This is a genomic window from Paraburkholderia strydomiana (assembly GCF_046030495.1).
GTDB lineage: Bacteria > Pseudomonadota > Gammaproteobacteria > Burkholderiales > Burkholderiaceae > Paraburkholderia > Paraburkholderia strydomiana_A.
The window spans coordinates 14,360-32,619 of sequence record NZ_JAQQCJ010000043.1 but is presented as its reverse complement, the minus strand read 5'-3'; the positions used below and the strand labels follow the sequence as shown (position 1 = coordinate 32,619).

Below are 18,260 nucleotides of genomic sequence, written 5' to 3'. Positions count from 1 at the left end.
GCCGCTTTGGGGTTCGTTGCCGCCTTGTGCACCAGCGGCTTGCGTGGTCTCGCTCATCTCCCGCGTTCTCCTATGTGCCTGTTCGTCGCTGCTGCCTGAACCTTGCCACTCACGGTGCCGACTGTCCGTTAGCGCCCACTTCCGCGAATAGCGGCGCGGCGTCTTGCGGCACAGCGCGGCCCGTGGATTGCGCACGGCGCAGCACCGACCAGTAATAGCGGTAGCTCGCGCGATCGTGCAGCGTATCGTGATAGCGCGTCGGTCCCCACTGCGCGGATTGCGCGGTCAGCAGGATCTCGGTAGCGGTGGCGATCTCGTCGTCGCGCGGCGCAAACGCGGCGACGATCGCCTCGATCTGCGCCGGGTGGATGCTCCACATCCGCGTGTAGCCGAACTCGTTGCGGGCGCGCGCGGCGTCGTTGGCGACCACGCTCATGTCGCGCACTTCCGTGCTGACATTGTGCGACGGCACTTTGCCATGCGCATGGCAGGCAGCCGAGATTTCCAGCTTCGCGCGCCGCACCAGCGGATGATCGAACTGGCCCGGCGAGCGCATGGCGGTATCGGGAATCGCGCCGTCGTGCGCGGAGACGAAATCCATCAGGCCGAAGCTGAGTGATTCGACGCCCGGCAGCGCGGCCAGATCGAACACGCGCGTGAGCGCGCCGTGGGTTTCGACCAGCAGTTGCACCGGCACCGGCTGCGCGATGCCGAGTTCGCGCCGCATGGCCTCGATGAACGCGACCATTTCGGCGGCATCGGGCACGCTGCGGATTTTCGGCAGGGTGATGTAAGCGGGTGCTCGCTTCGCGGCGCGGAGGATGAGGCGGACGTCGTCGCGCCAATGCGCGTGAGCGAAGTCGTGAATCCGCACGCCGACGCGGCCGAAGCGGTCATGCTCGCTGCCCAGCAGCGATGCGACCAGCTCCGCGTGTTCCGCTTCGCGGCCGACTTGCGCGCCGTCTTCGCAATCGAGCGTGATATCGAACACCGGCCCCAGTTGCTGCTGCAACGCGAGCGATTTCAGCATCAGTTTTTCACTGCCGGCGTAGTGGTCGCAGGCAGGCAGCACAGCGGGCGGCACTTCGCCGTCAAACAGCACTTCGGCGGGTGTGAGGGCGCGCATCTTCGGCGTCAGGGTGTGGGTAGAGGATGGAGAAAATCCGATTCGGATGGGTTCTGCCGGCCTGCGGTCACGTGGTGGCAAAACGCGTTCGAATCAGCTGCGAAACGCTCCCTTCGCACGAAAAAAACCGGAACCCGCCGCGGTAACGCTTCGGAGTTCCGGTTCATCGGCATGGAGTGCTTAGCCGAGCAGGTGCTGAACGCCTTCGCGCTCTTCCAGCAGTTCCTGCAGCGTGCCGTCCATCTTTTCACGCGAGAACGCGTCGATTTCCAGACCTTCCACGCGCTTGTACTCGCCGTTTTCGCACGTTACCGGCACACCATAGATGATGTCTTCCGGAATGCCATACGAGCCGTCCGACGGAATGCCCATCGTGACCCACTTGCCGTTCGTGCCGAGGACCCAGTCACGCACGTGGTCGATTGCAGCGTTAGCTGCCGACGCTGCCGACGACAGGCCGCGCGCTTCGATGATCGCCGCGCCGCGCTTGCCGACGGTCGGGATGAACGTGTTGCGGTTCCATTCTTCGTCGTTGATCAGCTTGGTCAGGTCCTGACCTTCTGCCGTGGCGACGCGGAAGTCCGGGTACATGGTCGGCGAGTGGTTGCCCCACACGGCCAGCTTTTCGATCGACGCGACCGGCTTGCCCGACTTGGCCGCCAGTTGCGACAGCGCGCGGTTGTGGTCCAGACGCAGCATGGCGGTGAAGTTCTTCTTCGGCAGATCCGGCGCCGACTTCATCGCGATGTACGCGTTCGTGTTGGCCGGGTTGCCGACCACCAGCACCTTCACGTCGCGGCTTGCGACATCGTTCAGCGCCTTGCCCTGAACGGTGAAGATTTCCGCGTTGGCCGACAGCAGATCCTTACGCTCCATGCCCTTCGAACGCGGACGCGCGCCGACCAGCAGGGCCACGTCTGCATCCTTGAATGCAACTTTCGGGTCGTCGGTGATCACGACGCCCGACAGCAGCGGGAATGCGCAATCATCCAGTTCCATCACGACGCCTTTGACGGCGCCTTGCGCTTGCGGCAGGTCGAGCAGTTGCAGGATGACCGGTTGATCCTTGCCGAGCAGGTCGCCATTGGCGATGCGGAACAGCAGGGAGTAAGCGATTTGACCTGCGGCGCCGGTGACGGCAACGCGCTTTGCGGGCTTAGCCATTGAGAAATCTCCAGGACGATGCGTTAGACGCTAGGGAAAACGCCATTCTATATGCGCGTTCAGCGAAGCGTTATGAAACACGGCGGAATTCACTGTTCGCGTGCGGCCTCTAGATCTGCCGAGACCGGGCGGCGCGCTGCGGCAAGACCGCCGTGCCGGAAACCTGTAATACCGAGCTACTGGACGCTCTCCTCGGGCGCTTCGCGCCAGGCCCCCGGAAGGGCAGGAAAACCTTGGGATGGCCCGGCATTTTCCTGAGAGAGCGGGACTGGGACAGCGAGGCGCCGGGGTAGCCGCTGCACGGTGCGGGCTCCTGCAAACAGCGCGTTTCGGCAAGCGTCGGACCAACGGATGGCGGCGAATCGAAACCTGAACTGCGAGGGAACAGCATGGTGCAGAGTGGCTGCCGGCGCGTTGCGGCGCTGCCTGAAAACAGCCGCCGAAAATCCCGCAAACCCTTGCTCGACAAGGAGTGTAGGAGCCGTGAAGCACAAAGTCAACATTATCTTATGTCTTATATAAGACACATCTATCGCGGGGAAAACCCTAGACGCGCCCCAGCCCTTTATGATGAAATGCGCGGATGAATTCGAACCCGGCGAACACCACGAACCCGAACGGCCAAGGGGCCGCAGGCGAGGGTGTATCTGCTGCCGCTCCCGCCGCGTCGCCTACTTTCAGTCCCTTATATCAGCAGATCAAGGGGTTGATTACGCAGAGCCTTGAAAGCGGCGAGTGGAAGCCCGGTGAGATCATTCCTAGTGAAGTCGAATTGGCGGCGAGATACAAGGTCAGTCAGGGAACGGTGCGCAAAGCGATCGACGAGCTTGCCGCCGACAACCTGCTGGTGCGCCGCCAGGGCAAGGGCACGTTTGTTGCAACGCACAACGAAGACCGCGCCCAGTTCCGCTTTCTGAGGCTATTGGCCGACGACGGCGCGGAACACCCGCACGTGAGTCGCCTGCTCGAGTGCCGGCGCTTGCGCGCGTCGGCGGACATCGCCCGGCAACTCGATCTGAAGCCGTCCGATCCGGTCGTGCTGATCAAGCGCTTGCTGCAGTTCGACGGCGAAATCACCGTGCTCGATGAAATCTGGCTGCCTGGCGCCGTATTTCGCGGCCTCACGCTCGAACGGCTGTCGGAGTACAAGGGTCCCCTTTACGCGATGTTCGAGACGGAGTTCGGCACCCGCATGATCCGCGCGACGGAGAAGATCCGCGCGGTGGCGGCCGAGCCGTCGGTGGCCGACCTGCTGCACGTGCCCGCGGGTTTTCCGCTGCTGTCGGTCGAGCGCGTGTCCTTTACGTACGGGGACCGCCCGGTTGAAGTCCGGCGAGGTTGGTATGTCACAACCGGGTACTACTATCAGAACGATCTGAGCTGAATCGGGCTGAATCCAGGCGCGGCGTCCCCACCCGCGCGCCTGTTTGACGGCGCTTTATCGCGCGTGCTGTAACGGACCTGTCGTGGTTTTCGCTGCAGCGCGATATAAAAAGGCGCTAAAATTGCGGATTAGTGTGACTACATAGTAGGGGTCTAGCATGGCTGAAGCGGTAAAAAAACCGAGGCCGGAATTCCGGAACATCGGTATTGGGCAAATATTGACGGCATACCGTCTCCCACTAGCGGGGCGAGTGTCGATTCTGCACCGTGTGAGCGGTGGTCTGCTGTTTGTTTTTCTTCCGTTCCTGCTGTACCTCTTTGATCAGAGCCTGACTTCCGAATTGAGTTTCGAAGTCTTCAAAGGTTTCCTCTCCAACATCATCGTCAAGCTCATCACGCTGGTTCTCGCGTGGGCTTTCCTGTTTCACTTCTGCGCCGGCGTTCGTCACCTGATGATGGACACCAACCACAATGCGGTGTCGAAGGAAAAAGGCAAGTCGACCTCTATCGTGGTCATCGTCGTATCGTCGCTGCTCACCATCGCATTCGCGGCAAAACTGTTCGGAGCATTCTAAAAAATGTCAGCTAATAACCGAATCGGTTCGAAGCGTCTCGTCGTCGGCGCGCACTACGGTCTGCGCGACTGGCTCGCGCAACGCATCACCGCCACCGTGATGGCGATCTACACGGTGATCCTGCTCGCGTGGTTCTTCGGCGCGCACGATTTCTCGTACGAAGGCTGGGCGTCGATCTTCGCGACGCAATGGATGAAGCTCGCCACGTTTGTCACGCTGCTGTCGCTGTTCTATCACGCGTGGGTTGGTATCCGCGACATCTGGATGGACTATGTGAAGCCCGTTGGCGTGCGCCTGACGCTTCAGGCGCTGACGATCGTCTGGCTGCTCGCATGTGCGGGCTACGCTGCGCAGATTCTCTGGAGAGTGTAAAAGAATGGCTGCAATCAAGAATTCTCTGCCGCGTCGCAAGTTTGACGTGGTTATCGTCGGCGCAGGCGGCTCGGGAATGCGCGCTTCGCTGCAACTCGCGCGCGCCGGTCTGTCGGTCTGCGTGCTGTCCAAAGTGTTCCCGACGCGTTCGCACACGGTCGCTGCTCAAGGCGGCATCGGCGCATCGCTTGGCAACATGAGCGAAGACAACTGGCACTATCACTTCTACGACACGATCAAGGGCTCCGACTGGCTCGGCGACCAGGACGCGATCGAGTTCATGTGCCGTGAAGCACCGAACGCCGTCTACGAACTCGAACACTTCGGCATGCCGTTCGACCGTAACGCGGACGGCACGATCTATCAGCGCCCGTTCGGCGGCCACACCGCGAACTACGGCGAAAAGCCGGTGCAACGCGCTTGCGCGGCGGCTGACCGTACCGGTCACGCGCTGCTGCACACGCTGTACCAGCAGAACGTCGCGGCCAAGACGCAATTCTTCGTCGAATGGATGGCGCTGGATCTGATCCGCGACGCCGACGGCGACGTGCTCGGCGTGACCGCGCTGGAAATGGAAACCGGCGACGTCTACATCCTCGAAGGCAAGACCACGTTGTTCGCCACGGGCGGCGCGGGCCGGATTTTCGCGGCATCCACTAATGCGTTCATCAACACCGGTGACGGCCTGGGCATGGCTGCGCGTTCGGGCATCGCGCTGCAAGACATGGAATTCTGGCAATTCCACCCGACCGGCGTGGCCGGCGCGGGCGTGCTGATTACCGAAGGCGTGCGTGGCGAAGGCGGCATTCTGCGTAACTCGAACGGTGAGCGTTTCATGGAACGCTACGCGCCTACTTTGAAGGATCTGGCGCCGCGTGACTTCGTTTCGCGTTCGATGGACCAGGAAATCAAGGAAGGCCGCGGCGTGGGTCCGAACAAGGACCACGTGCTGCTCGACCTGTCGCACATCGGCGCCGAGACGATCATGAAGCGTCTGCCGTCGATCCGCGAAATCGCGATGAAGTTCGCGAACGTCGATTGCATTAAAGAACCGATTCCGGTTGTGCCGACCATCCACTACCAGATGGGCGGCATCCCGACGAACATCAACGGTCAGGTCGTCGGTACGGCGAAGGGCCACGAAGAAATCGTCAACGGTTTTTACGCTGTGGGCGAATGCTCGTGCGTGTCGGTGCACGGTGCGAACCGTCTGGGCACGAACTCGCTGCTCGACCTGGTGGTGTTCGGCCGCGCGGCCGGCAACCATATCGTCAAGCACGTGAAGGACATGAAGGAGCACAAGCCGCTGCCGGCCGACGCTGCCGACTTCGCGCTGTCGCGTCTGGACAAGCTCGACAAGTCGTCGTCGGGCGAGTACGCGCAGGACGTTGCCAACGACATCCGCGGCGCGATGCAGGCTCACGCCGGCGTGTTCCGTACGTCGGAATTGCTGGCCAAGGGCGTCGAGCGCATCCGTGAAGTGGCTGAACGTGTCGACAACATCCATCTGAAGGACAAGTCGAAGGTGTTCAACACGGCTCGTATTGAAGCGCTCGAAGTGGCGAACCTGATCGAGGTGGCACGCGCCACGATGGTCTCCGCCGAAGCGCGCAAGGAAAGCCGCGGCGCTCACGCTCAGAACGACTTCGAACATCGCGACGACGAAAACTGGTTGCGCCATACGCTGTGGTTCAGCGAAGGCGACCGCCTCGACTACAAGCCGGTTCACATGCAACCGCTGACCGTCGAATCCGTGCCGCCGAAAGCGCGTACCTTCTAAGGCACCAGTCAAAGGAATTCAGAAATGGCAAAGCGTACTTTTGAAATTTACCGCTACGACCCGGACAAGGATGCAGCACCGCGCATGCAAACGTACGAGATCGAAATCGACTCGCACGAACGCATGTTGCTCGACGCGCTCCTCAAGCTGAAGGCCGTGGACGAGACCTTGTCGTTCCGTCGTTCGTGCCGCGAAGGCGTGTGCGGTTCGGACGCAATGAACATCAACGGCAAGAACGGTCTGGCCTGTTTGCAGAACATGAACGACCTGCCGCAAAAGATCGTGCTGCGTCCGCTGCCGGGCCTGCCGGTCATTCGCGACCTGATCGTCGACATGACGAACTTCTTCAACCAGTATCACTCGATCAAGCCGTATCTGATCAACGATACGCCGCCGCCGGAAAAGGAACGTCTGCAGTCGCCGGAAGAACGCGACGAGCTCGACGGCCTGTACGAATGTATTCTGTGCGCTAGCTGCTCGACCTCGTGTCCGAGCTTCTGGTGGAATCCGGACAAGTTCGTCGGCCCGGCCGGCCTGCTGCAAGCCTATCGTTTCATCGCGGACAGCCGTGACGAAGCGACGGGTGAACGCCTCGACAACCTGGAAGATCCGTACCGTCTGTTCCGTTGCCACACCATCATGAATTGCGTCGACGTTTGCCCGAAGGGCCTGAACCCGACCAAGGCGATTGGCAAGATCAAGGAATTGATGGTTCGCCGCGCTGTCTGAGATGGACGAAACATCGCATCAGTCCGACCCTCTCCGCCGTGCGCGCCTTCGCTGGCGCGCGCGGCGGGGCCTGCTGGAAAACGATCTGATCTTTGAACGTTTTTTCGGCCGATATGAGCATGACCTCAGCGATGCCGACGTGGGCGCTCTCACGCGCCTGCTCGAGCTGAGCGATAACGACCTGATGGACTTGCTGCTCGTACGCAAGGAACCGGAAGGCGAGCTTGCCGACCCGGATGTGATCCGGGTGCTGGAGCTACTGCGCAACGCTTGAGCGCCCGCCAGTCCGCGGCGAGTCCGTTGTCCAGGCGTGCGATTATCGAAACCCTGTATCCATACTTCGATTGAGGATGTGCTATGACCCCGTCAGATGTTAAAGCCACGCTATCGTTCAGCGACAATTCGCCGAGCGTTGAAATGCCGATTTACAAGGGCACGCTCGGTCCGGATGTAATCGACATTCGCAAACTGTACGGCCAGACCGGCAAGTTCACGTACGACCCGGGCTTCATGTCGACGGCGGCGTGCAATTCGGCGATCACCTACATCGACGGCGACAAGGGCGAGCTGCTGTACCGCGGCTACCCGATCGACAACCTCGCGGAAAACGCCGACTTCCTCGAAAGCTGCTATCTGCTGCTCAAGGGCGAACTGCCGAACGCGAAGCAGAAAGAAGAATTCGTGAACACCGTCACGAAGCACACGATGGTGCATGAGCAAATGCACTTCTTCTTCCGCGGTTTCCGTCGCGACGCGCACCCGATGGCGATTCTGGTCGCCGCAGTCGGCGCGCTGTCGGCGTTCTATCACGACTCGCTCGACATCAACAATCCGCGTCACCGTGAAGTGTCGGCGATCCGCATGATCGCAAAGCTGCCGACTCTCGTCGCGATGGCGTACAAGTACAGCATCGGCCAGCCGTTTGCGTACCCGAAGAACAACCTGTCGTACAGCGCGAACTTCATGCACATGATGTTCTCGAACCCGTGCGAAGACTACCAGGTCAACGACGTGCTGGTGCGCGCGCTCGACCGTATCCTGATCCTGCACGCGGACCATGAGCAGAACGCATCGACCTCGACCGTGCGTCTCGCCGGTTCGTCGGGTGCGAATCCGTTCGCGTGTATCGCTGCCGGTATCGCATGTCTGTGGGGCCCGGCGCACGGTGGTGCGAACGAAGCCGCGCTGAACATGCTGGAAGAAATCGGCTCGGTCGACAACATTCCTGAGTTCATCAAGCAGGTGAAGGACAAGAACTCGGGCGTGAAGCTGATGGGCTTCGGTCACCGCGTCTACAAGAACTACGATCCGCGCGCGAAGCTGATGCGCGAAACCTGCCACGAAGTGCTGGAAGAACTGGGCCTGCACGACGACCCGCTGTTCAAGCTGGCCATGGCACTGGAAAAAATCGCTCTGGAAGACGAATACTTCGTGTCGCGCAAGCTGTACCCGAACGTCGACTTCTACTCGGGCATCGTGCAACGCGCGCTGGGCATCCCGACGTCGATGTTCACGTGTATCTTCGCGATGGCACGTACGGTCGGCTGGATTGCACAGTGGAACGAAATGATCGCTGATCCGGAACAGAAGATTGGCCGTCCGCGTCAGCTGTTCATCGGCGACACGCAACGTGAAGCGAAGCCGATCGCGCAACGTTGATCGGCTTTGAGTCTGCCTGGTTCTTAGCGGTTGGTTGATTGGCTACGAGCGAGCGCGGAGTCTGCTGAAGGAAAAACGCCCCAACGGGTTCACCGTTGGGGCGTTTTGTTTTTGAGCTGAAACCGTCGACGGGAACGGCGCGCCCGCTGCCGGGTAACGTCGATACAGGTATCGGCACTACTACCCAACTCCCTGTTTTTTATCGGTTTTTCCGCTGTATCAACGGCCCACGACGGGTCGCTGCGTGGCATAATCGACTGACACAGTCAGCCCGCAGTCATTACTACCCCCGCATACCATGGCACAGACTCTCTACGACAAATTGTGGAACACGCACGTGGTCCACACGGAAGAAGACGGCACGACGATTCTCTATATCGACCGTCATCTGCTGCACGAAGTGACCAGCCCGCAGGCATTCGAAGGCCTGAAGCTGGCTGAACGCCCGGTGTGGCGCATCAGCGCGAACCTGGCGGTGTCGGATCACAACGTGCCGACCACGGACCGCACTCACGGCATCGCCGATCCGGTCTCCAGGCTGCAAGTCGACACGCTCGATTCGAATTGCGACGCCTACGGCATCACGCAGTTCAAGATGAACGACCTGCGCCAGGGCATCGTGCACATCATCGGGCCGGAGCAGGGCGCTACGCTGCCGGGCATGACGATCGTCTGCGGCGACTCGCACACGTCCACGCACGGCGCGTTCGGCGCGCTCGCGCATGGCATCGGCACGTCGGAAGTGGAGCACGTGCTGGCCACGCAAACGCTCTTGCAAAAGAAGAGCAAGAACATGCTGGTGAAGGTCGACGGCCCGCTGCCGCGCGGCTGCACGGCGAAAGACATCGTGCTCGCGATCATCGGCAAGATCGGCACGGCGGGCGGCACCGGCTACGCGATCGAATTCGGCGGTTCGACGATTCGCGCGTTGTCCATGGAAGGCCGCATGACGGTCTGCAACATGGCGATCGAAGCGGGTGCACGCGCCGGCATGGTCGCGGTCGACGACACCACCATCGACTACCTGAAGGGCCGTCCGTTCTCGCCGGAAGGCGTCGAGTGGGATCATGCGGTCGAGTACTGGAAGCAGTTCAAGTCCGAGGACGGCGCGCATTTCGATCGCGTGGTCGAACTGAACGCAGCGGAAATCGTGCCGCAAGTCACGTGGGGCACATCGCCGGAAATGGTCACCGCCGTGGACGGCCGCGTGCCGGACCCGGAACGCGAAAAGGACCCGGTCAAGCGCGATGCGATGGAACGCGCGCTGAAGTACATGGCGCTCGAACCGAATGCGCCGATCGAGTCGATCAAGCCGGATAAAATCTTCATCGGGTCGTGCACCAACGCGCGCATTGAAGACATTCGCGCCGCGGCTTACGTCGTGAAGAAGCTGGGCCGCCGCGTCGCATCGAACATCCGTCTGGCCATGGTGGTGCCGGGTTCGGGGCTCGTGAAGGCGCAAGCGGAACGTGAAGGCCTCGACAAGGTCTTTATCGATGCGGGCTTCGAATGGCGCGAGCCGGGTTGCTCGATGTGTCTCGCAATGAACGCCGACCGGCTGGATCCGGGCGAGCGTTGCGCGTCCACGTCGAATCGTAATTTCGAAGGTCGTCAGGGCGCCGGTGGCCGTACCCACCTCGTGAGTCCCGCGATGGCTGCGGCTGCGGCGATCGAAGGGCATTTCGTCGATATTCGCAAGCTTGGGTAAATCGCATGATGAAGAACATGAATCGCAGCACTCTATTGCGCCGCTTCGCACTCGGTACGCTGGCTGGGCTATTGCTCGGTCTGGCCGGTTGCAACACGGTGCACGGATTCGGCCAGGACATGTCGCACCTCGGCAATTCGATCAGCAATCACGCTGAGAAATAAGCGGTTTTTGATTTTTGCCGGCGATGCGGCTGGCGGCTTTCCAGCTGTTGCTCGCATCGCCCGGTCTTGAAACAGGCGCAAGCGTCATGGATAAATTCATCGTACACACCGGCGTCGTGGCGCCGCTCGATCGCGAGAACGTCGACACGGACGCGATCATTCCGAAACAATTCCTGAAGTCGATCAAGCGCACGGGTTTCGGTCCGAACGCATTCGACGAATGGCGTTACCTCGACCACGGCGAGCCGGGGCAGGACAACTCGAAGCGTCCGCTGAACCCGGATTTCGTGCTGAATCAGCCGCGTTATCAAGGCGCTTCGGTGCTGCTGGCACGCAAGAACTTCGGCTGCGGCAGCTCGCGTGAGCACGCGCCGTGGGCGCTACAGCAGTACGGCTTTCGCGCGCTGATCGCGCCGAGCTTCGCCGACATTTTCTACAACAACTGTTTCAAGAACGGCCTGCTGCCGATCGTGCTGACCGAACAGCAAGTCGATCACCTGTTCAACGAAACGTACGCGTTCAACGGCTTCCAGCTGACCGTCGACCTCGAAGCGCAAGTCGTGCGCACGTCGGACGGCGGCGCGGAGTATCCGTTCGACGTCGCAGGCTTCCGCAAATACTGCCTGTTGAACGGTTTCGACGACATCGGCCTCACGCTGCGTCACGCGGACAAGATTCGCCAGTTCGAAGCGGAGCGCATCGCGAAGCAGCCGTGGCTGAACCACCGCATCGTCGGTTAATGCATGAGGCGCGCGAGGGGCTTCGGCCCGCGCGCTGAATCACGCTCAACAGTCTCGAAGAAAATCATCAAGGAATTCGCATGAAGATCGCAGTGTTGCCGGGCGACGGCATCGGTCCCGAAATCGTCAAGGAGGCCGTCAAGGTCCTGAACGTGCTCGGCGAAAAGTTCGAACTCGAAGAAGCACCGGTTGGCGGCGCGGGCTACGAAGCGAAGGGTCACCCGCTGCCCGATGCGACGCTGGCGTTGGCGAAGGAAGCCGACGCGATCCTGTTCGGCGCCGTCGGCGACTGGAAGTATGACAAGCTTGAACGCGCGCTGCGCCCGGAGCAGGCGATTCTCGGCCTGCGCAAGCACCTGCAGCTGTTCGCGAACTTCCGTCCGGCGATCTGCTATCCGCAACTGACCGGCGCGTCGTCGTTGAAGGAAGAGATCGTGTCGGGTCTCGACATCCTGATCGTGCGCGAACTGAACGGCGACATCTACTTCGGTGCGCCGCGCGGCGTGCGTGAAGCGCCGGACGGTCTGTTCGCCGGCGCGAAGGAAGGCTTCGACACGATGCGTTATTCGGAACCGGAAGTGCGCCGCATTGCGCACGTCGCGTTCCAGGCGGCGCAAAAGCGCGGCAAGAAGCTGACCTCGGTCGATAAAGCCAACGTGCTCGAAACGTCGCAGTTCTGGAAGGACGTGATGATCGACGTGTCGAAGGAATACGCTGACGTCGAACTGTCGCACATGTACGTCGACAACGCCGCGATGCAACTGGTGAAGGCGCCGAAGTCGTTCGACGTGATCGTCACCGGCAACATGTTCGGCGACATCCTCTCCGACGAAGCCGCCATGCTGACAGGTTCGATCGGCATGCTGCCGTCGGCGTCGCTCGACAAGAACAACAAGGGCTTGTACGAGCCGTCGCACGGCTCCGCGCCGGATATCGCCGGCAAGGGCGTGGCTAATCCGTTGGCGACCATCCTGTCGGCGGCGATGATGCTGCGCTATTCGCTGAACAAGGCGGAGCAGGCGGATCGTATCGAAAACGCGGTGAAGAAGGTGCTCGAGCAGGGCTATCGCACCGGCGACATCCTCACGCCGGGTTGCAAGCAGGTCGGCACGGTCGCGATGGGCGACGCGGTCGTTGCAGCGCTGTAAAGCGCATCGGGCTCAGGCAGTCATCAGGTCGTCAAACGGCCTTTAAAACGCGAATCGGCCTTGAAACAGGCCGATTCGCGTGCAACACAACGCGGGCGACAGCGGCGAATGACGTCGCCAGATTCCGGTTTTCGTGTATATTGTAACGATGGCGCAGATCTCCCAAATCTCCTCGATTTCCAAACTGCACGGCACAACGGCCCGTGTGGTTGAGTTCGCCATTACCATTAAAACGATTACCCCGAAAACGATCACGAAACGCTGATCGTCCGTCGTGCCCGCTCATCTTCCCCGCGCGGTCACTGCGGGCAAAGATGCGGGGAAGTTTCCATTCGAAGGGTATGAAGTCATGAACGTAGGTCTCGTAGGTTGGCGCGGCATGGTCGGCAGCGTCCTGATGCAACGTATGCAACAGGAAGGCGATTTCGACTTGATCGAACCGGTGTTTTTCAGCACCAGCAACGCGGGCGGCAACGCGCCGTCGTTCGCCAAAAACGAGACCAAGCTCAAAGATGCGACAAGCATCGAAGACCTGAAGAAGTGCGAAGCGATCATCTCCTGCCAAGGCGGTGATTACACGAACGAAGTGTTCCCGAAGCTGCGCGCGGCGGGCTGGAACGGTTACTGGATCGACGCGGCTTCGTCGCTGCGCATGAAGGACGACGCGGTCATCATTCTCGATCCGGTCAACCTCGACGTGATCAAGAACGCACTGGTCAAGGGCCAGAAGAATTTCATCGGCGGCAACTGCACGGTCAGCCTGATGCTGATGGCGCTGGGCGGGCTGTTCCGCGAAAACCTCGTCGACTGGATGACGGCCATGACGTATCAGGCCGCATCCGGCGCGGGCGCGCAAAACATGCGCGAACTGCTGCAGCAAATGGGCACGCTGTACGGCGCGGCCAAGGAAGACCTGGCTGATCCGTCGTCGGCGATTCTCGACATCGACCGTCGCGTGCTGAGCGCGATGAACAGCGACCGCATGCCGACCGACAACTTCGGCGTGCCGCTCGCCGGCTCGCTGATTCCGTGGATCGACAAGGACCTCGGCAACGGTATGTCGAAGGAAGAGTGGAAGGGCGGCGCCGAAACCAACAAGATTCTCGGCAAGCCGGCCATGGGCACCCCGGGCTCGATCCCGGTCGACGGTTTGTGCGTGCGGATCGGCGCAATGCGCTGCCACTCGCAGGCGCTGACCATCAAGCTGAACAAGGACGTGCCGCTGGACGAAGTGAACAGCATCCTCGCGTCGGGCAACGACTGGGTCAAGGTCGTGCCGAACGAGCGCGAAGCGTCGATGCGCGATCTGTCCCCGGCGGTGGTGACGGGCACGCTGACGGTGCCGGTCGGCCGGGTACGCAAGCTCGCGATGGGCGGGGAATATCTGTCGGCCTTCACGGTCGGCGATCAGCTGCTGTGGGGTGCGGCCGAACCGCTGCGTCGCATGCTTCGCATTGTGCTCGACAAGTAAAGTAAACTACGCGGTCACGACGCGTAGAAAACTCAAGAAGCGTCGCGCTTGCGCGGCGCTTTTTTCATTGTGTGCTCCGATTATCTTGTCTCCTTCCAACCGCAAAAAAGGGCTGCGCGCTGACGCGCCAGGAGTCCCGATGAACCTTCGATTCTCGTCCATTCGGGCTATGTTCACTCATCAGGATAAGGACCGTTTGACACGGCGTCCGGCGGCCGCGGCTGCTCTGGCCTTTGCGCTGGCCGGCGCGGGCGTGGGCAGCGCAGTTGCCGCGCCAGGCGATGCCGCGAGCGCGCCGGACGCCGCGTCCGTTTCGTATGCGGCCGGCAGTCAATACACGGTGCGGCCAGGGCAGTCGTTGAACGACGTGGCCATCGCCGTCACGCAGTCGCACGACCGGGCAACGCTCGTGCGCGCATCGCGCGCGTTGTTCGACGCGAACCCGAGCGCGTTCATGGCACATGACCCGAGCCGGATGCGCGTGGGGGCGGTGTTGATCGTGCCGGCGCTGGACGCGTCCGGGGCTTTGGCGGCGTCGTCGGTGGGGGTTCAAGGGGCCGCGGGTGCGTCGGCGCCGAATGCGGCGGCGGTTGGGGCGGCGAGTGGTGCCGCGCAGGTCGATGTGGCGGCAGCAAGTGCGGCGAGTGCGGCAAATGCCGCGGCGCATGCTCCGGCGCCAGCTGCCCCTGCGGTGACGGGTACGGCGAGTGCAGTGGCACAGGCAAGCTCCCCCGCGCCGGCCAGCGCGGCTGTGAGCGGCGCTGCTACGTCGGCGCCGGCTGCGGGTTCGCAGATGGCTGCGGCGCCGGCCAGCGACGTGCATGAGTGGTCCGGATCGATCCAGCCGCCAGCGAGTGCGCCAGCCGAAAGCGTCCCGACGCCGGCTGCCGGCATGGCTCCGGCGCCTGGTGCTGCGCAATCGGCATCGCAACCCCGTGCGCAGGTTTCCAGCCTGCAGCAATTGCTCGCGCTGAAAAACCGCGTGCTGATGGAGTTGCAGAAGCACGGTATCGGCGGTGCGCCGGTCGCTACCAGCGGCACGGCGGCAGCGGGCGCTGCAAGGCCAGCGGCCGGGGCGGCGCCGGCCACATCGGCGGCATCTGATCATGGCGCTGCGGCGGTTCCCCTCGCGCCGAACAATGGCGGGGTGTCGCAGCAGGAGTTGAGCATCGCGGCGGCGGTTGGCGCAGCATTGGTTGTGCTGCTGGCGGCGTTGCGCATGCGTCGGCGTAAGCGTGAAGGCGTGGCGTCGGCCGACAGCGAAGTGGCAGCGTCGACGCGAGCAGGCGACCCACAGGATAGCGTTGCGGATCGCGGGCAGGCGCCTGTGCGCGAAGCGTCAGGCGCGGATGATGATGCCGCTGCGCAGCAGGCTGCGGCATTGGCGATAACTGAACGGGCAGCGGCGGAACAGGCAGCGGCGGAACGAACGGCAGCAGAACTAGCGGCAGCAGAACAGGCAGCAGCGGACAAGGCGGCAGGTGAACGTACGGCGACAGAACGCGCCGAATCAGAACGCGCAGCGGCAGAACAAGCGGCTGCAGAACGCGTAGCTGCAGAGCGCGCAGCAGCAGAACAACAAGCAGCAGAACAACAAGCAGCGGCCGACGGAGCCGAAGCAGAACACAAGCCCCTCATTCACGAATCCCATACAGAAACACCAGTACAAGACTCCACCCCGCCCCAACCCTTCGGGCAAGAACAAACTGCATCGCCCACATCCTTCGATCTGTCACACCCTCCCACGGATGCCTTTGCACGCGCCGAGAGCGACTTGACAGCCGAACCTCTGCCGCCCGCCGCGGCGCAGGAAAGCCCGGCCAATGCAACCACCGCGGCAAGCCTCGCAGCCGCCGCGGCACTCGGCGCCGAAGCCCTGCCGCTGACATCATTGGAACCGATCGACGACGAAGCGTTGCCTGTAGAGAACGCCGCACGCGGCCTGCAATTGAATGACGAGCCGGCTGCCCACACGCCGGCCACACCGCAAGAACCGGCCACTGAGCCGCAGAATCATCTGAACGTCCCATCACCTGTGATCGATTTCGCGCAACAACACATCGAGCCGCGCACGACTTCGCCGCTCGGCCAGCCTAACCCAGACGTGTCGGGGGATGCATTCCCCGAGACAGCGGCGCGCGCTCCCCAGCCTGGGTCCGCCGCGTCGACCGAGTTCCCGCGCGAGGCTGTCGACGCGTTTAGCAGTCTCGACATGCCGCTACCGCCGCGCATCGAATCACCTGCCTACAGCGTACAGAGCCCCGCGTCGCTGACCACGCAACCGGTCGCGGCGCCCGAAACGACCGCGCAGCAAGCTCTTGCCTCTCACGAACCGGACGACGCCCCGCATATCGCCGACGAAATCGCCGCAGGCACGGCAGGCCACGCGGCCGTCGCAGGCCTCGGCGCGGCCGGCTTCGGTGCGCTGAAACTCGACTTCGATCTCGAACTGCCGCCGAGTCCGGCGCAGCCGTTGCAGGCATTCACGCAGGCCGATCTCGTCCGCATCGCTCGCAACAAGCTGGACCTGGCCTCCGAGTACATCGAACTCGGCGATCTGTCTGGCGCGCGTTCGCTCATCAACGAAGTGATCGAAGCGAACGATCCGGCTACGCGCACCGAGGCCCGCGCGCTGCTCTCGACGCTGGCGCCGTTGTCGTGAAGCGAATTGCATTAGGCGTCCAGTACGACGGCGCGGCATTCGGCGGATGGCAGTCACAATCGCACGGCAATACGGTGCAAGACGAACTCGAACGGGCATTGCGCGAATTCGCGCAGACGCCCGTGCATACCGTCGTGGCGGGCCGCACGGATGCGGGGGTGCATGGCCTCGGGCAAGTCGTGCATTTCGACACCGATCTCGACCGTCTGGATATTTCGTGGGTGCGCGGCCCTAATTCGTTCCTGCCGAAGACAATCGGCGTGCAGTGGGCCCAGCAGATGCCCGACGAGTTCCACGCGCGCTTTTCGGCGTTCGAGCGGACCTATTACTACGTCCTCTACGTGAGCCCGGTGCGTTCGCCGATGCTGGCGAAGAGAGCCGGCTGGGTGCATGTGCCGCTCGACGTCGACGCAATGCGGTCCGGTGCCGCCCATCTGATCGGCGAACACGACTTTTCGGCGTTCCGCTCGTCGCAATGCCAATCGAAAACGCCGATCAAGCATCTATATCGGATCGACGTTCAACAGCACGGTAACTTCGTTCATTTCCGTTTCCGCGCGAATGCGTTCCTGCACCACATGGTGCGCAACCTGATGGGCTGCCTGATCGAAATCGGCCGCGGGCGTCGCGCGCCCGAATGGATGATCGACGTGCTCGCGAGCCGCAGACGCGATTGCGCCGCGCCGACTTTCATGCCGGACGGCTTGTATCTGGCGCAAGTGGGCTATCCTGAGCAATTCGCCGTGCCCGCGCCGCAAACGGGTAGCGTGCCGTGGAGTACCGTATGGACCGAGCAACCGGAAACATGAAAGTCAGCGAAAATCTGCCGAACCCCGCCGACGCCAATGCAGGCGCCGCCGCACAACAACACAGCGTGCCGCATCGCACGCGTATCAAACTGTGTGGGCTGTCGAAGCCGGAGGACGTCGCCCAGGCGATCGACCTCGGCGCCGACGCGATCGGCCTAGTGTTCTATCCGCCGAGCCCGCGCTCGGTCAGCGTCGCACAGGCGGTCGAACTGGTGCACGATGTGCCGCCGTTCGTGTCGGTGGTCGGCCTGTTCGTCAACGCGACGGCGGATTGGGTTCGCGAAGTGGTGAGCAACGTCGGACTCACGCTGCTGCAGTTTCACGGCGACGAGACCGCGGAGCAGTGCGAAGCGCTCGCCAGCGTTGCGGGTTTGCCTTGGTTGCGCGCGTTGCGCGTTGGGGCGGATACTCAGCCGGCCGATTTGGTAAAATCGGCTCTCAATTATTCAGCAGCCAGTGGTCTTCTGTTCGACACCCATGTCGAGGGCTACGGCGGCGGCGGGAAGGTTTTCGATTGGTCACTTATTCCAGCAGAGCTCGCGCGTCGGGCCGTTTTGAGTGGTGGGTTGAACGCGCAAAACGTCAGTGATGCGATCCATCGCGTGCGCCCCTACGCGGTCGATGTCTCGAGCGGCATCGAGGTTGTGGGCGCCAAGGGCGTGAAAGATCACGCCCGGATGGCGGCATTCGTACGCGCGGTGCGCGCAGCGGATGCTGAATGATTCAGGCCGGCGGTTTTCCTATCCGAGAGCCGCACGCCACACTGAGAA

The 18,260-nt window shown here is 62.2% G+C and carries 17 protein-coding genes; 15 read left to right on the top strand and 2 right to left on the bottom strand.

Annotated features, from left to right (window positions below):
- Positions 1–109: 109 nt before the first annotated feature.
- Both PQQ53_RS33800 and PQQ53_RS33795 read right to left on the bottom strand, forming a co-directional pair.
- Entirely contained in the window at positions 110–1,126 is a 1,017-nt protein-coding gene (locus PQQ53_RS33800; RefSeq protein ID WP_408328913.1) for an HpcH/HpaI aldolase/citrate lyase family protein, read from the bottom strand.
- 180 nt (positions 1,127–1,306) lie between these two features.
- Positions 1,307–2,290 (bottom strand): malate dehydrogenase, encoded by a 984-nt coding sequence (locus tag PQQ53_RS33795; protein ID WP_075304867.1) that lies wholly within the window; start codon positions 2,288–2,290, stop codon positions 1,307–1,309.
- Positions 2,291–2,873: 583 nt separating this feature from the next.
- Between PQQ53_RS33795 and PQQ53_RS33790 the strand changes: the two genes are divergently transcribed.
- The 15 genes from PQQ53_RS33790 to PQQ53_RS33720 all read left to right on the top strand — a co-directional run bounded on the left by PQQ53_RS33790 (position 2,874) and on the right by PQQ53_RS33720 (position 18,212).
- On the top strand, positions 2,874–3,674 hold the full coding sequence (locus PQQ53_RS33790; RefSeq protein WP_408150841.1) for a GntR family transcriptional regulator: 801 nt from the start codon (positions 2,874–2,876) through the stop codon (positions 3,672–3,674).
- A gap of 157 nt (positions 3,675–3,831) precedes the next feature.
- The gene (sdhC, locus tag PQQ53_RS33785; RefSeq protein ID WP_408150843.1) at positions 3,832–4,248 is read left to right on the top strand and encodes a succinate dehydrogenase, cytochrome b556 subunit; all 417 of its coding nucleotides are present in this window, start codon (positions 3,832–3,834) and stop codon (positions 4,246–4,248) included.
- A gap of 3 nt (positions 4,249–4,251) precedes the next feature.
- Entirely contained in the window at positions 4,252–4,620 is a 369-nt protein-coding gene (sdhD, locus tag PQQ53_RS33780) for a succinate dehydrogenase, hydrophobic membrane anchor protein (protein ID WP_408150845.1), read from the top strand.
- A 4-nt stretch (positions 4,621–4,624) separates the two neighbouring features.
- Positions 4,625–6,400, top strand: a complete 1,776-nt coding sequence (sdhA, locus tag PQQ53_RS33775; protein WP_408150847.1) for a succinate dehydrogenase flavoprotein subunit — start codon at positions 4,625–4,627, stop codon at positions 6,398–6,400.
- Between the two features lie 24 nt (positions 6,401–6,424).
- A complete protein-coding gene (locus PQQ53_RS33770; protein ID WP_408150849.1) occupies positions 6,425–7,129 on the top strand; it encodes a succinate dehydrogenase iron-sulfur subunit in 705 nt (234 codons plus the stop codon).
- A gap of 1 nt (position 7,130) precedes the next feature.
- Positions 7,131–7,403, top strand: coding sequence for an FAD assembly factor SdhE (locus PQQ53_RS33765; RefSeq protein WP_042329019.1), 273 nt, complete (start codon positions 7,131–7,133; stop codon positions 7,401–7,403).
- A gap of 83 nt (positions 7,404–7,486) precedes the next feature.
- On the top strand, positions 7,487–8,788 hold the full coding sequence (gene gltA, locus PQQ53_RS33760; protein WP_168664842.1) for a citrate synthase: 1,302 nt from the start codon (positions 7,487–7,489) through the stop codon (positions 8,786–8,788).
- Positions 8,789–9,086: 298 nt separating this feature from the next.
- Positions 9,087–10,496: a 3-isopropylmalate dehydratase large subunit gene (gene leuC / locus PQQ53_RS33755; RefSeq protein ID WP_408150404.1), complete on the top strand. Its 1,410-nt coding sequence runs from the start codon at positions 9,087–9,089 to the stop codon at positions 10,494–10,496.
- 5 nt (positions 10,497–10,501) lie between these two features.
- A complete protein-coding gene (locus PQQ53_RS33750) occupies positions 10,502–10,660 on the top strand; it encodes an entericidin A/B family lipoprotein (protein ID WP_121320181.1) in 159 nt (52 codons plus the stop codon).
- An 86-nt stretch (positions 10,661–10,746) separates the two neighbouring features.
- On the top strand, positions 10,747–11,400 hold the full coding sequence (gene leuD, locus PQQ53_RS33745; protein WP_408150402.1) for a 3-isopropylmalate dehydratase small subunit: 654 nt from the start codon (positions 10,747–10,749) through the stop codon (positions 11,398–11,400).
- Positions 11,401–11,480: 80 nt separating this feature from the next.
- Positions 11,481–12,548, top strand: coding sequence for a 3-isopropylmalate dehydrogenase (gene leuB / locus PQQ53_RS33740; protein ID WP_408150400.1), 1,068 nt, complete (start codon positions 11,481–11,483; stop codon positions 12,546–12,548).
- Positions 12,549–12,897: 349 nt separating this feature from the next.
- Positions 12,898–14,019 (top strand): aspartate-semialdehyde dehydrogenase, encoded by a 1,122-nt coding sequence (asd, locus tag PQQ53_RS33735; protein ID WP_027805102.1) that lies wholly within the window; start codon positions 12,898–12,900, stop codon positions 14,017–14,019.
- A 139-nt stretch (positions 14,020–14,158) separates the two neighbouring features.
- Entirely contained in the window at positions 14,159–16,681 is a 2,523-nt protein-coding gene (locus PQQ53_RS33730; protein ID WP_408328910.1) for a FimV C-terminal domain-containing protein, read from the top strand.
- Positions 16,678–17,490, top strand: coding sequence for a tRNA pseudouridine(38-40) synthase TruA (gene truA, locus PQQ53_RS33725; RefSeq protein ID WP_408328907.1), 813 nt, complete (start codon positions 16,678–16,680; stop codon positions 17,488–17,490). The genes PQQ53_RS33730 and truA overlap by 4 nt, the downstream gene beginning before the upstream one ends.
- Entirely contained in the window at positions 17,487–18,212 is a 726-nt protein-coding gene (locus tag PQQ53_RS33720; RefSeq protein WP_408328916.1) for a phosphoribosylanthranilate isomerase, read from the top strand. The genes truA and PQQ53_RS33720 overlap by 4 nt, the downstream gene beginning before the upstream one ends.
- Positions 18,213–18,260 lie beyond the last annotated feature (48 nt).

Coding starts and splice junctions, on each gene's coding strand:
- sdhC (WP_408150843.1), top strand. CDS start 3,832: ATGGCTGAAGCGGTAAAAAAACCGAGGCCGGAATTCCGGAACATCGGT.
- sdhD (WP_408150845.1), top strand. CDS start 4,252: ATGTCAGCTAATAACCGAATCGGTTCGAAGCGTCTCGTCGTCGGCGCG.
- leuB (WP_408150400.1), top strand. CDS start 11,481: ATGAAGATCGCAGTGTTGCCGGGCGACGGCATCGGTCCCGAAATCGTC.
- leuC (WP_408150404.1), top strand. CDS start 9,087: ATGGCACAGACTCTCTACGACAAATTGTGGAACACGCACGTGGTCCAC.
- leuD (WP_408150402.1), top strand. CDS start 10,747: ATGGATAAATTCATCGTACACACCGGCGTCGTGGCGCCGCTCGATCGC.
- PQQ53_RS33720 (WP_408328916.1), top strand. CDS start 17,487: ATGAAAGTCAGCGAAAATCTGCCGAACCCCGCCGACGCCAATGCAGGC.
- PQQ53_RS33730 (WP_408328910.1), top strand. CDS start 14,159: ATGAACCTTCGATTCTCGTCCATTCGGGCTATGTTCACTCATCAGGAT.
- PQQ53_RS33800 (WP_408328913.1), bottom strand. CDS start 1,126: ATGCGCGCCCTCACACCCGCCGAAGTGCTGTTTGACGGCGAAGTGCCG.
- asd (WP_027805102.1), top strand. CDS start 12,898: ATGAACGTAGGTCTCGTAGGTTGGCGCGGCATGGTCGGCAGCGTCCTG.
- PQQ53_RS33770 (WP_408150849.1), top strand. CDS start 6,425: ATGGCAAAGCGTACTTTTGAAATTTACCGCTACGACCCGGACAAGGAT.
- PQQ53_RS33750 (WP_121320181.1), top strand. CDS start 10,502: ATGATGAAGAACATGAATCGCAGCACTCTATTGCGCCGCTTCGCACTC.
- PQQ53_RS33765 (WP_042329019.1), top strand. CDS start 7,131: ATGGACGAAACATCGCATCAGTCCGACCCTCTCCGCCGTGCGCGCCTT.
- gltA (WP_168664842.1), top strand. CDS start 7,487: ATGACCCCGTCAGATGTTAAAGCCACGCTATCGTTCAGCGACAATTCG.
- PQQ53_RS33795 (WP_075304867.1), bottom strand. CDS start 2,290: ATGGCTAAGCCCGCAAAGCGCGTTGCCGTCACCGGCGCCGCAGGTCAA.
- sdhA (WP_408150847.1), top strand. CDS start 4,625: ATGGCTGCAATCAAGAATTCTCTGCCGCGTCGCAAGTTTGACGTGGTT.
- PQQ53_RS33790 (WP_408150841.1), top strand. CDS start 2,874: ATGAATTCGAACCCGGCGAACACCACGAACCCGAACGGCCAAGGGGCC.